11 protein-coding genes and 1 pseudogene are annotated in these 12,072 nt (G+C 69.6%); 7 read left to right on the plus strand and 5 right to left on the minus strand.

Features of this window, described 5'->3' with window-relative positions:
- On the plus strand, nt 1–1,851 hold a 1,851-nt coding region (locus AC1D2K_RS18075; protein ID WP_478090212.1), incomplete at its 5' end, for a heavy metal translocating P-type ATPase.
- A gap of 61 nt (nt 1,852–1,912) precedes the next feature.
- On the opposite strand, the gene AC1D2K_RS18080 is transcribed toward AC1D2K_RS18075, so the two are convergent.
- Complete coding sequence (locus tag AC1D2K_RS18080) at nt 1,913–2,311, minus strand: HU family DNA-binding protein (protein ID WP_478090222.1); 399 nt, start codon at nt 2,309–2,311, stop codon at nt 1,913–1,915.
- Between the two features lie 284 nt (nt 2,312–2,595).
- Between AC1D2K_RS18080 and AC1D2K_RS18085 the strand changes: the two genes are divergently transcribed.
- The 3 genes from AC1D2K_RS18085 to trhA are packed head-to-tail and all read left to right on the plus strand — an operon-like array spanning nt 2,596 to nt 4,625.
- A complete protein-coding gene (locus AC1D2K_RS18085; protein ID WP_478090213.1) occupies nt 2,596–3,012 on the plus strand; it encodes an NfeD family protein in 417 nt (138 codons plus the stop codon).
- 42 nt (nt 3,013–3,054) lie between these two features.
- Nucleotides 3,055–3,966 carry an SPFH domain-containing protein gene (locus AC1D2K_RS18090; protein ID WP_478090214.1) on the plus strand — a complete coding sequence of 304 codons (912 nt, stop codon included), beginning with the start codon at nt 3,055–3,057 and terminating at the stop codon, nt 3,964–3,966.
- A gap of 11 nt (nt 3,967–3,977) precedes the next feature.
- Entirely contained in the window at nt 3,978–4,625 is a 648-nt protein-coding gene (trhA, locus tag AC1D2K_RS18095) for a PAQR family membrane homeostasis protein TrhA (RefSeq protein WP_478090215.1), read from the plus strand.
- Nucleotides 4,626–4,643: 18 nt separating this feature from the next.
- On the opposite strand, the gene AC1D2K_RS18100 is transcribed toward trhA, so the two are convergent.
- The 3 genes from AC1D2K_RS18100 to AC1D2K_RS18110 are packed head-to-tail and all read right to left on the minus strand — an operon-like array spanning nt 4,644 to nt 8,667.
- Entirely contained in the window at nt 4,644–6,428 is a 1,785-nt protein-coding gene (locus AC1D2K_RS18100; protein ID WP_478090216.1) for an acyl-CoA dehydrogenase C-terminal domain-containing protein, read from the minus strand.
- Nucleotides 6,425–8,044 (minus strand): AMP-binding protein, encoded by a 1,620-nt coding sequence (locus AC1D2K_RS18105; RefSeq protein ID WP_478090217.1) that lies wholly within the window; start codon nt 8,042–8,044, stop codon nt 6,425–6,427. Before AC1D2K_RS18105 ends, AC1D2K_RS18100 begins: the two co-directional genes overlap by 4 nt.
- Before the next feature lie 29 nt (nt 8,045–8,073).
- Nucleotides 8,074–8,667 carry a 2-hydroxychromene-2-carboxylate isomerase gene (locus AC1D2K_RS18110; protein ID WP_478090218.1) on the minus strand — a complete coding sequence of 198 codons (594 nt, stop codon included), beginning with the start codon at nt 8,665–8,667 and terminating at the stop codon, nt 8,074–8,076.
- Between the two features lie 89 nt (nt 8,668–8,756).
- Here AC1D2K_RS18110 and AC1D2K_RS18115 point away from each other — a divergent pair, with 89 nt between their 5' ends.
- From AC1D2K_RS18115 to AC1D2K_RS18125, 3 genes are all read left to right on the plus strand, one after another.
- Nucleotides 8,757–9,353 carry a TetR/AcrR family transcriptional regulator gene (locus AC1D2K_RS18115; protein ID WP_478090219.1) on the plus strand — a complete coding sequence of 199 codons (597 nt, stop codon included), beginning with the start codon at nt 8,757–8,759 and terminating at the stop codon, nt 9,351–9,353.
- 99 nt (nt 9,354–9,452) lie between these two features.
- Nucleotides 9,453–10,193 (plus strand): SDR family oxidoreductase, encoded by a 741-nt coding sequence (locus tag AC1D2K_RS18120; RefSeq protein ID WP_478090220.1) that lies wholly within the window; start codon nt 9,453–9,455, stop codon nt 10,191–10,193.
- A 48-nt stretch (nt 10,194–10,241) separates the two neighbouring features.
- Nucleotides 10,242–11,228 (plus strand): NAD(P)H-dependent flavin oxidoreductase, encoded by a 987-nt coding sequence (locus tag AC1D2K_RS18125; RefSeq protein WP_478090221.1) that lies wholly within the window; start codon nt 10,242–10,244, stop codon nt 11,226–11,228.
- Between the two features lie 61 nt (nt 11,229–11,289).
- On the opposite strand, the pseudogene AC1D2K_RS18130 reads toward AC1D2K_RS18125, so the two are convergent.
- Nucleotides 11,290–12,072, minus strand: a pseudogene (locus AC1D2K_RS18130) (hypothetical protein); the annotation flags it as partial.

Here is a 12,072-nt window from a genome sequence, read left to right on the forward strand (position 1 = left end):
GCCCTGGGCTTAGCGCTCGTGGCCGAAGGGGTGTCGTACTTCGCACCGGACACGCTGGGCTGGACGGTCGCCGGGATGGCCATCGCTGCGCTGGCCATCGCGCTCGCCGGCCTCGAGACCTATGCCAAGGGCCTGGCGGCGCTGCGTCATGCCCGGCTCAACATCAACGCGCTGATGTCGGTGGCCGTGACCGGCGCCTTCCTGATCGGCCAGTGGCCCGAGGCCGCCATGGTGATGGCGCTGTACGCGATCGCCGAGCTGATCGAGGCCCGGGCGGTCGACCGCGCCCGCAACGCGATCCAGGGCCTGATCGACCTGGCACCGGCCGAGGCCGAGGTGCGGCAGGACGGCGGTGCGTGGCTGCGCGTCAAGGCCAGCGCGATCGCCCTCGGCAGGATCGCCCGCGTCAAGCCCGGCGAACGGGTGGCGCTGGACGGCGTCGTCACGCGGGGCAACAGCAGCATCGACCAGTCGCCGGTCACCGGCGAAAGCATTCCGGTCGACAAGGGCCCGGGCGATCCGGTCTTCGCGGGCACCATCAACCAGGCCGGCGAGATCGAGTTCCGCGTCACCGCGGCCGCCAGCGACACCACGCTGGCGCGCATCATCCATGCGGTCGAGGAAGCCCAGGGCACCCGGGCGCCGACCCAGCGTTTCGTCGATCGCTTCGCGGCGATCTACACGCCGGCGGTGTTCGCGCTGGCGGTGGCGGTCGCGCTGCTGCCGCCGCTGCTGCTGGGCTGGCCCTGGCTGGCCGCGCTCTACAAGGCGCTGGTGCTGCTGGTGATCGCCTGCCCCTGCGCGCTGGTGATCTCGACGCCGGTCAGCGTGGTGAGCGGCCTCGCATCGGCCGCGCGGCGCGGCATCCTGATCAAGGGCGGCACCTACCTGGAGAACGCGCGCCTGCTGAAGGCGGTGGCGCTCGACAAGACCGGCACCCTCACCGAGGGCAAGCCCAAGCTGGTGGCATTCCGGCCGTGGGGCCAGACCGACGAGGCCCGGGCACACCGGCTGGCCAAGAGCCTGGCGGCGCGCTCCGATCACCCGGTGTCGCAAGCCATCGCGGCCGGCCTGGCGGAGCCGGCCCTCGAGGCGGACGACTTCAAGGCGCTGCTGGGGCGCGGCGTCGAGGGCGTGGTCGACGGCCGGCGGCTGGTGCTGGGCAACCATCGGCTCATCAAGGAGCGCCAGCAGGCCGACCCCGCGCTCGAGGCCGAACTCGGCGCGCTCGAGGCGCAGGGCCGCACGGTCACGCTGCTCGCCGACGAGCACGGCGTGCTCGCCCTCTTCGCGGTGGCCGACACGATCAAGCCCAGCTCGATCGAAGCCATCGCGCAGCTCAAGCGCCTGGGCGTGGCCCCCGTGATGCTGAGCGGCGACAACCAGGCGACCGCGCAGGCGGTGGCCCGCGAGGCCGGCATCGGCGATGCGCGCGGCGGCCTGCTGCCGGACGAGAAGCTGCGCGCCATCGAGGACCTGCGGCAGCGCTACGGCCCGACCGCGATGGCCGGCGACGGCATCAACGACGCGCCGGCCCTGGCCCGGGCCGACATCGGCTTCGCGATGGGCGGGGCGGGCACCGACACCGCGATGGAGGCGGCCGACGTGGTGATCATGAACGACAACCTCGGCCGCATCGCCGAGACGATCCGCCTGTCGCGCCGCACCCACGCGGTGCTGTGGCAGAACATCAGCCTGGCGCTGGCGATCAAGGTCGTGTTCTTCGCGCTGGCCGTGTTCGGCGCGGCGACCATGTGGATGGCGGTGTTCGCGGACATGGGCGCGAGCCTGCTGGTGGTGGCCAACGGCCTGCGGCTGCTGCGCCGCGCTGGCGGCCCGGCGCCGGCCTGAGCATCGTTCACAGCAAAAAAAACGGCCCCGAGGGGCCGTTCTTTCTTGCTGGACGCCAGGCTTACTTGCGTGCCTTCTTGGCCGGAGCAGCGGCAGCCTTCTTGGCGGGGGCGGCCTTCTTGGCGACCGGCTTCGCAGCAGCCTTGTCGGCCTTGCGCTTGGCGGCCTTGGGGTCGACGGCAGCCTTGAACGCTGCGCCGGCCACGAACTTCGGCACCTTCTGGGCTGCGATCTTGATCGCGGCGCCCGCCTGGGGGTTGAAGCCGGTGCGAGCAGCGCGTGCCACTTGCTTGAAGGTGCCGAAGCCGATCAGCTGGACGGGCTCGCCCTTCTTCACTGCAGCGACGATGGAACCAGTGACGGTTTCCAGGATGCGCGCGGCTTCTGCCTTGCTGACGTTGTGGGCGGTGGCGATCTTCTCGACCAGTTCGATACGGTTCACTTCAAATTTCCTATGGATGGTTTCGCCATGTTGCCTATGGCGGCGCAGCCTGCGACGCAAGCTGCAAGCGGCGCGCAGTGTAACGTAGCTGTGACCGACGCCTTCCCGGGTGGCCTCGGCGAGGCGGCCGCGAGGCCGCACTCGGTGTCGTGCAATCCGCGTTCCGCGCGCGTTGCCGAACTTCCCTGATCCAGCGCAAGAAGCGTCTCGTCAACAGCTCGCATCGCCCTGCCCGGCAGGCGGGCACCGAACGACGGGCTATCCTCGCGGCACGCCGCTGTCCGGCGCAGAAAAGGATGCATATGACGGCCCCCACGCTCTGGTGGTTGATGACGTTCGCGCTGGTCGCCCTCGAACTGGTGACCGGCACCATCTATGCCCTGCTGGTGGCGATCGGCTTCGCGGTCGGCGCGCTGACCGCCCACCTCGGCGCCGCGATGCCGACGCAGATCGTCTGCGCCGCCGTGGCCTGCATGGCCTTCGTCGGCGGCTGGTACCTGCGCGCGTCGCGCCGCCCGAAGGCGCGCCTGTCCGACCTGCAGATCGACGTCGGCGAACAGGTCACGGTCCCGGCCTGGAGCGAGGGCCGCACGGCCGAGGTCCGCTACCGCGGCGCCACCTGGCAGGTCAAGCCCATGGCCGGCGCGCCCACGGTTCCCGGACTCCATCGCATCGTCGACGTGCAGGGCAACTTCCTCGTCGTCGAGTTCATCGGCTGACGCACCGCGAAAAAACTCTACCCATCACTACCGAAAGCCTTCATGGAAATTTCGCTCGTTCTCCTCGTCGTCGCGATCCTGTTCGTCGCGAGAGCCGTCAAGTTCGTCCCGCAGCAGCACGCCTGGGTGGTCGAGCGGATGGGCAAGTACAACGCCACGCTGCTGCCCGGCGCCAACTTCCTGGTGCCCTTCATCGACCGGGTGGCCTATCGGCACAGCCTCAAGGAGGTGCCGCTCGACGTCCCGAGCCAGGTCTGCATCACGCGCGACAACACCCAGCTCACGGTCGACGGCATCCTGTACTTCCAGGTCACCGACCCGATGCGCGCCAGCTACGGCTCGTCGAACTACATCGTGGCCGTCACCCAGCTGGCCCAGACCTCGCTGCGCAGCGTGATCGGCAAGCTGGAGCTCGACAAGACCTTCGAGGAGCGCGACATCATCAACGCCCAGGTGGTGGCCGCGATCGACGAGGCGGCGCTCAACTGGGGCGTGAAGGTGCTGCGCTACGAGATCAAGGACCTGACGCCGCCCAAGGAGATCCTGCACGCCATGCAGTCGCAGATCACGGCCGAGCGCGAGAAGCGCGCCCTGATCGCGGCCTCCGAAGGACGCCGCCAGGAACAGATCAACATCGCCACCGGCGAGCGCGAAGCCGCCATTGCCCGCTCGGAAGGCGAGAAGCAGGCGGTCGTGAACAAGGCGCAGGGCGAGGCCGCGGCGATCAGCGCCGTGGCCGAAGCCACCGCGGGCGCCATCGCCCGGATCGCCGAGGCCATCGAGAAGCCCGGCGGCCAATCGGCGGTGCAGCTCAAGGTCGCCGAGGAAGCGCTGCAGGCCTACGGCAAGGTGGCCGACAAGTCGAAGACGACGCTGATCGTGCCGAGCCACATGACCGAGGTGTCGACCTTGATCACTTCGGCGATGGCGATGGTCAAGGGCCCCGCCAGCTGAGGGCCTGCAGGATGATTGCCGCCGAACGCGACCAGACGGTTGCCGAAGAAGTGATGAACGCCCTGAGCCACGGCCTGGGCCTGCTGCTGGCCATCGCCTCGCTGCCGATCCTGGTGTACAGCGCCGCACAGCAGCATGGCGCGGCCGCCGTGGTTGGCGCGAGCATCTTCGCCGGGACGATGATCCTGCTGTACCTGGTGTCGACGCTGTACCACGCCTTGCCGTTCGGCAGGGCCAAGGCCTGGTTCAACCGCCTGGATCACGCGGCCATCTACCTGTTCATCGCCGGCAGCTACATGCCCTTCCTGCTCGGTGTGCTGCGCGGCCCGTGGGGCTGGGCGCTGTTCGGCGCCATCTGGTGCGCGGCGGCGCTGGGCGCCGGCGCCAAGCTGTTCAACCGGCTGCGGCATCCGTTGTGGTCGACCGGCCTCTATGTGGCAATGGGCTGGATGGCCGTGGCGGCCGCGGTGCCGCTGCACGAACGCATGAGCGCCGCCGGGCTCGGCTGGCTGGTGGCCGGAGGCCTGGCCTACACGGCCGGCGCGGTGGTCTTCCTGTTCGACAACAAGGTGCGCTTCGCGCATTCCGTCTGGCACCTGTTCGTGCTGGCGGGAAGTGCCTGCCACTTCTTCGCGGTGCTTTGGCATTCGCACGGGTAGGGCGTCGCGCCCTTTGCCTCACAGCCAGTCCATTTCCCCCGCCGTCCACGCCGACGCATCCGCACCGAGCACGGCCGCCAGCGATTGCGTCTCGGGCAGCAGCCGCTCGAAGTAGAAGCGCGYGGTCGCCAGCTTGGCGCCGTAGATCGGATCGCCGCCCGGGGACTGCCGCGCCAGCGCCACGGCCGCCATGCGGGCCCACATCCAGGCCAATGCCACATGGCCCATCAGGCGCAGGAAGGGCACGGCCGCCGCGCCCGCGGCGTGGGCGTCGCTGCCGGTGCGCTCGAGCTGCTCGCGTGCCGTACCGCGCGCCAGGGCCACCGCGTCGCTCAAGGGCTCGGCGAACTCGCGCATGCCCTCGCCCTGCGCCTGCGCGAACTGCTCGACCATGTCGAGGAACACACCCAGCCCCGCACCCCCATCGGCCAGCACCTTGCGCCCCAGCAGGTCCATCGCCTGGATGCCGTTGGCGCCTTCGTAGAGCGGGATGATCCGCGCATCGCGCAGGTGCTGCTCGACGCCGTTGTCGGTGATGAAACCGTGGCCGCCGAAGACCTGCATCGCCATGCTCGTGCATTCGACCGCGAGGTCGCTCGAGAAGGCCTTGACGATCGGCGTCGCCAGCGCCAGCAGCATCGCCGATCGCTCGCGCTCCTCCTGGTCCGCGCCGCGATGCGGGACATCGGCCAGGTGCGAGGCCCACAGCGCGAATGCGCGCGCGCCCTCGACGTATGCCTTCTGGGTCAGCAGCATGCGCCGCACGTCGGCGTGCGCGAGGATGGGATCGGCCGGGCCGCTGCGCGCGGCCATCGCCGGCGCCCTGCCCTGCGTGCGGTCCCTGGCATAGCCCAGCGCCTTCTGGTAGGCCGCCTCCATCAGCCCGATCGCGTTGACCCCCACCACGATGCGCGCATGATTCATCATCACGAACATCGCCGCCAGGCCGCGGTTGGGCTCGCCCAGAAGCCAGCCGCTGGCACCGTCGAAGTTCATGGTGCAGGTGGCGTTGCCGTGGATGCCCATCTTGTGCTCGATCGAGCCGCAGGCCAGCGCGTTCCGATGGCCGATGCCGCCTTCGGCCGTGGGCAGGAACTTCGGCACGATGAAGAGCGAAATCCCCTTCACGCCCGGCGGCGCATCGGGCAGCCGCGCCAGCACCAGGTGCACGATGTTGGCCGTCAGGTCCTGCTCGCCGCCCGAGATGAAGATCTTGGTGCCGGTGACCGCGTAGGTCCCGTCGCCGCGCGCCTCGGCGCGGGTGCGCAGCAGGCCCAGGTCGGTGCCCGCGTGCGGCTCGGTCAGGCACATGGTGCCGGCCCATTCGCCCGAGGCGATGCGCGGCAGGTAGAGCGCCTGCTGGGCGGCATCGCCGTTGCTCGCGAGGCAAGTGTAGGCCGCGTGCGACATGCCCGGGTAGGCGGCCCAGCCCATGTTGGCGCCGCAGAACATCTCGTACAGCGCGTTGTCGAGCACCGAGGGCATGCCCTGACCGCCGTGCGCGGGGTCGCAGGCCAGCGCGGTCCAGCCGCCTGAGCAGAAGCGGTCGTAGGCCTCGCGGAATCCCGCCGGCGTCTGGACGACGCCCGGGGCCGGCATGCGGCAGCCCTCGCGATCGCCGCTGCCGTTGAGCGGCGCGATGACCTCGGAGGCGAAGGTGCCGGCAGCTTCGAGGATCTGGTCGAGCGTGTCGGGGTCGAGCGCCTCGTCGCCTGCGCCGGGCATGGTGGCGCAGACGTCGAGCAACTCGTGCAGCACGAAGCGCAGATCGCGCAGCGGGGCGGTGTAGCCGTATCCGCTCATGACGGAGGCAGCTCGCGGCGCAGGATCTTGCCGACCGTCGACTTCGGCAGCGCCTGCAGGAAGCTGATCTGCCGCGGCACCTTGTAGCCGGCCAGGTTGGCGCGGCAGTGCGCCTCGACCTCGCCGGTCGTCAAGGCCTCGCTGCGCCGCACCACGAACAGGTGCGGCGCCTCGCCGGAGCGCTCGTCGGGCTGGCCGATGCAGGCGCACTCGAGCACGCCCTCGTGCATCGCGACCACCGCCTCGATCTCGTTCGGATAGACGTTGAAGCCCGACACCAGGATCATGTCCTTCTTGCGGTCGACGATGGTCATCGCGCCGGTGGCGTCGGCCACCACCACGTCGCCGGTGCGGAAGAAGCCGTCCTCGGTCAGCGCCTTGCGGCTCTCGTCCTCGCGCTTCCAGTAGCCCGCGAACAGCTGCGGGCCCTTGAGCAGCAGCTCGCCCGGCGTGCCGTCCGCCACCGGACGACCGTCGTCGTCGACCACGCGGGCATCGGTCGACGGCACCGGGATGCCGATCGAGCCGTTGCGCCCGGGCGGGTTGAAGGTGGCCGAAGGCGAGGTCTCGGTGAGCCCGTAGGCCTCGGTGATCGGCAGGCCGCCGGCCGCATGCCAGCGCTGCGACACCGCCTGCTGGATCGAGGCGCCGGCGCCGACCACGAGTCCGGTGCCGCTGAAGTCGACCGTCGACAGCTCGGGCGCGTTGACCAGCGCGTTGAACAGCGTGTTGACGCCGATGAAGACCAGGAACGGCGCGCGCTTCATCTCGGCGATCACCGCGCCCGGGTCGCGCGGGTTCGCGACCAGCCGCATCACGCCGCCGAGCTGGAAGGTGATCAGCGACACCTGCAGCGGATAGATGTGATAAAGCGGCAGCGGCGCCACCACCGACCATTCGCGGGTGTCGACCGCGAGCCGCATCCAGCTGAGCGACTGCAGCACGCCGGCACCGACGCTGCGATGCGTGAGCACCGCGCCCTTCGAAAGGCCCGTGGTGCCGCCCGTGTACTGGAGAAATGCCGCGTCGCCGGGCTCGATCCGAATCGACGGCACCGGCAGATCGCCAGCCTGCGCGATCGCAGCCGCAAGCGGCATGGCCCGGCCCGTGCCGCCGGCAGCGCTGCCGCCTTCGGCACCGATCGCGGCCAGCAGTCCGGCCGTCGGCGCCGTGAGGATCTGCTCGACGCCCGCTTCGAGGATCACGCTTTCGAGCGCCTCGCGCAGCGTCTCGGCCAGCACGATGCAGCGCACGCCGGCATCCAGAAGCTGATGGGCGAGCTCGCGCGGCGTGTAGAGCGGATTCACCGGCACGCCGACCAGTCCGCTGCGCAAGATCGCGGCCATCGCGATCGGGAAGGCGAGCCCGTTGGGCAGCATCAGCGCGACGCGGTCGCCCTGGCGCAGGCCGGCCTTGGCGAAATGCGCCGCGAGCCGATCCGACAGCCGTCCGAGCTCTGCATAGGTCAGCGATTCGCTGCCCGCCGTCACCGCGATGCGATCGCCGAACGACGCGATCGAGCGGTCGAGCATGGCCGCCAGCGTCTCGCCCGCAGGCAGGTCGATATCGGTGTCCATCCCGGGCGGATAGGCTGCATGCCAGCGTCGTTGTTCCATGGTGTCTCCTGATGTCGTGTTCGATGCGCTCAGCGCGCGAGCTCTTCGCGAATCATGTCCATGCGGTCTTGGCCGAAGAACATCTCGTCGCCGACGAAGGTGGTCGGCGCGCCGAAGACGCCGCGCGCGACGGCCTCGTCGGTGGTCGCCTTGAGCACCGCCTTGACCTCGGGGTCGGCTGCCAGCGCCTGGATCGCCTCGGGCGCGAAGCCGGCATCCGCCAGCGTCTTCGCGGTGAGCGCCGGCTGGTTGAGGTCGAGCGCATCGATCCACATCGCCTTGAACACGGCCGCCAGCAGCGCCTGCAGGCGCTCGGGCTCGCGCAACTGCACGCCGGTCACGGCGCGCATCAGGAACAGCGTGATGATCGGGAAGTGCGGGTTGTTGAGGTAGGGCACGCCGTACTTGCGCGCATGCCGCTCGTAGTCGCGCACCGTGTAGCGGCCCTTGGCCGGTATGGCGCCGGGCGATGCGTTGCCCGTGGCCTGGTAGACGCCGCCCAGCAGCATCGGCTTGTAGACCAGCTCGGCGCCGGCCGCGGCACACAGGGGTGGCAACTGCGTCCACGCCAGGTACGAAGCCGGACTTCCCACATCGAAATAAAACGCCACGGTCTTTCCCATCGGTGATCCTTTAATAAACGGTCGTTAGGTGAACGGAAGTTATGTTATTGTTTTTTGATTGTCAACAAGGGTTCCCACCGAGGCCTCCCATGCGCTACTCCGCCACCCACAAACAAGAAGTCCGCGAGAAGCTGCTCGCCAGCAGCCGAGCGATCGCCAAGAGCGGCGGCTTCGAAGCCACCGGCGTCGATGCGCTGATGGGCGCCATCGGCATGACGGGCGGCGCCTTCTACAGCCACTTCCCGTCCAAGCAGGCGCTGTTCGAGGCGCTGATCGAGGAAGAGGTCGAGAACAGCGCCGACATGCTCGCCGGCAACGAGGACTCGCCGGCCGACCATGTGGCGCGCTGCCTGCGCGGCTATCTCAGCAGCTTCCACGTCGACAACCCCGACAAGGGTTGCGCGCTGACGGCGCTCGGCCCCGAGATCGCGCGCGCCGGCCCCGAGGTGCGCCGCGCCGTGGAGGCCAGCCTCAAGCGCACGCAGAAGAACTGGAGCGACCGCATCGGCGACTCCGACGGCGCCTGGGCGCTGATCGCCCAGTGCGTCGGCGCCGTCGTGCTGGCGCGTTCGGTCGAGAGCGAGAAGACGCGCAAGGAACTGCTGGCCGCGAGCCGCCGCTTCATCGACCAGGCGTACGCGCTCGAGCACCCCTGCGCGACCTCGCCGGGCCACAAGAAGGCCTGAGGGATTGGCGCGGGTTCGCGCGTCGGTGCTTGACACGCCTTGCCCCTTTGATTAACGTTCGTTTAGTTAAACGGTCATTCATCAATCGAAGGAGACACAATGGCGGAGTCCCAAGGTCAAGGAAAAGTCGCGCTGGTGATCGGCGCCGGCGATGCAACGGGCGGTGCCATCGCGGCCCGTTTCGCCAGGGAGGGCTACATCGCCTGCCTCACGCGGCGCTCGGCCGACAAGCTGCAGCCCACGGTCGACGCCATCCGCGCCAGCGGCGGCCAGGCCTTCGGCTACAGCAGCGATGCCCGCAAGGAAGAGGACGTGATCGCGCTCATCGAACAGGTCGAGCGCGAGCACGGCCCGATCGAGGTGATGGTCTTCAACATCGGCGCCAACGTGCCCTGCAGCATCCTCGAGGAGACGGCGCGCAAGTACTTCAAGATCTGGGAGATGGCCTGCTTCGGCGGCTTCCTCAACGGCCGCGAGGTGGCCAAGCGCATGGTGACGCGCGGCCGCGGCACCATCCTCTTCACCGGCGCCACGGCCGGCCTGCGCGGCGCCGCCAACTTCGCCGCCTTCGCCGGTGCCAAGCACGCGCTGCGCGCACTGGCGCAAAGCATGGCGCGCGAGCTCGGGCCGCAGAACATCCACGTCGCGCACGTCGTGGTCGACGGTGCGATCGACACCGAGTTCATCCGCACCAGCTTCCCCGAGCGCTACGCGCTGAAGGACCAGGACGGCATCCTGAAGCCCGAGCACATCGCCGACAACTACTGGCACCTGCACGCGCAGCCGCGCGACGCCTGGACCTTCGAGCTCGACCTGCGGCCCTACATGGAACGCTGGTAGGCATTCGGCTTTCCGCATCCCCTTCACCGAGACAAGCGACACAACCACATGAAGACACGCATCACCGAACTCTTCGGCATCCAGCACCCGATCATCCAGGGCGGCATGCACTACGTCGGCTTCGCCGAGCTGGCCGCCGCGGTGTCCAACGCCGGCGGGCTCGGCCTCATCACCGGCCTGACGCAGAAGACGCCCGAGCTGCTGGCCAAGGAGATCGCCCGCTGCCACGAGTTGACCGACAAGCCCTTCGGCGTCAACCTGACCTTCCTGCCGACCTTCTCGGCGCCGCCCTACCCCGAGTACATCGCGGCGATCGCCGAGGGCGGCATCCGCGTGGTCGAGACCGCCGGGCGCAGCCCCGAGGCCTACATGCCGGCGCTCAAGGCGGCCGGCATCAAGGTGATCCACAAGTGCACCTCGGTGCGGCATGCACTCAAGGCCGAGGCGATCGGCTGCGACGCGGTCAGCGTCGACGGTTTCGAATGCGGCGGCCATCCGGGCGAGGACGACCTGCCCAACATGATCCTGCTACCGCGCGCGGCCGAGGAACTGCGCATTCCCTTCGTCGCCTCGGGCGGCATGGCCGACGGCCGCAGCCTGGTGGCGGCCTTGGCGCTGGGCGCCGAGGGCATGAACATGGGCACGCGCTTCATCGCGACGAAGGAGGCGCCGGTGCACGACAACGTCAAGCAGGCGATCGTGACCGCGAGCGAGCTCGAYACGCGCCTCGTGATGCGCCCGCTGCGCAACACGGAGCGCGTGCTGAACAACGCCGGCGTCGAACGCATCCTGCAGATCGAGCGCGAGAAGGGCGCGGCGCTGCAGATCTCCGACGTCTACGACCAGGTCGCCGGGGTCTATCCGCGCGTGATGGTCGAGGGCGAGATGGACGCCGGCGCCTGGAGCTGCGGCATGGTGGCCGGGCTGATCCACGACGTGCCGACGGTCAAGGCGCTGATCGACCGCATCATGGACCAGGCCCATGGCCTGATCACGGCACGGCTGGCCGGCATGCTCGGAGCGCAGCCGGCCTGAGTCGCGCACGCATGGCACAGCCCGGGCCCCTCGCCAGCGAGGCTGCCCGGGCTTTTTGCATTCAAGCGCTGTAGAGCGCCTCGATCTGCTCGGAAAAGCTGCGCTCGGCCCGACGGCGATGGATGCGCAAGGCCGGCGTCATCTCCTCGTCGTGGACCGACAGCGCGCGCAAAAGCACACCGAAGCTTCGGATCCGGCGGCCCTCCGCGAGCGAGGCATTGAGCCGGTCGATCTCGGCCTGCACCAGCGCGGTCACCTCCGGTCGCAGCACCAGGCTTGCGTAATCCGTGAACGGGATGCCCTGGCTCTGCGCGTAGGTCAGCACGCTCTCTTCTTCGAGCGACACCAGGCAGGCGCAATGACTGCGCCGCGCACCGACCAGCATGGCGCCGGCGATGAAGGCGCTGGCCTGCAGCGCCGCCTCCATCGCGCCGGGCGCAACGCGCTCGCCCGACGCCGTCGCGAAGGATTCCGACAGGCGCCCGACCACGCGCAACGCGCCGGCTGCATCGCTGACCGCGAGGTCGCCGGTGTGCAGCCAGCCATCGTGCGTCGACGCGAGCGGCTGCAAGTCGCCTTCATGCCAATAGCCGGCCGCGAGGGCCACGGGCTGGAGCTGGAGCTCGCCATCGCCGGCGATGCGCGCCATCGACGGCAGCAGCAGGCAAGGCCCGCAGGTCTCGGCGCTCTGGTACAGATCGGCCATCGGCACACCGATGCCCTGGTACCAGCGGGCGAGCGACGCCGCCGCCGCTGCGCCGCCGCTGAACACCTGCCGCGCACGCGCCAGGCCGAGCGAGCGCCGGACCTGCCGCCGTGCCGCGCGCTGCAGCCAGCCCGTACC

The organism is Variovorax sp. P1_H12_2 (assembly GCF_056405335.1).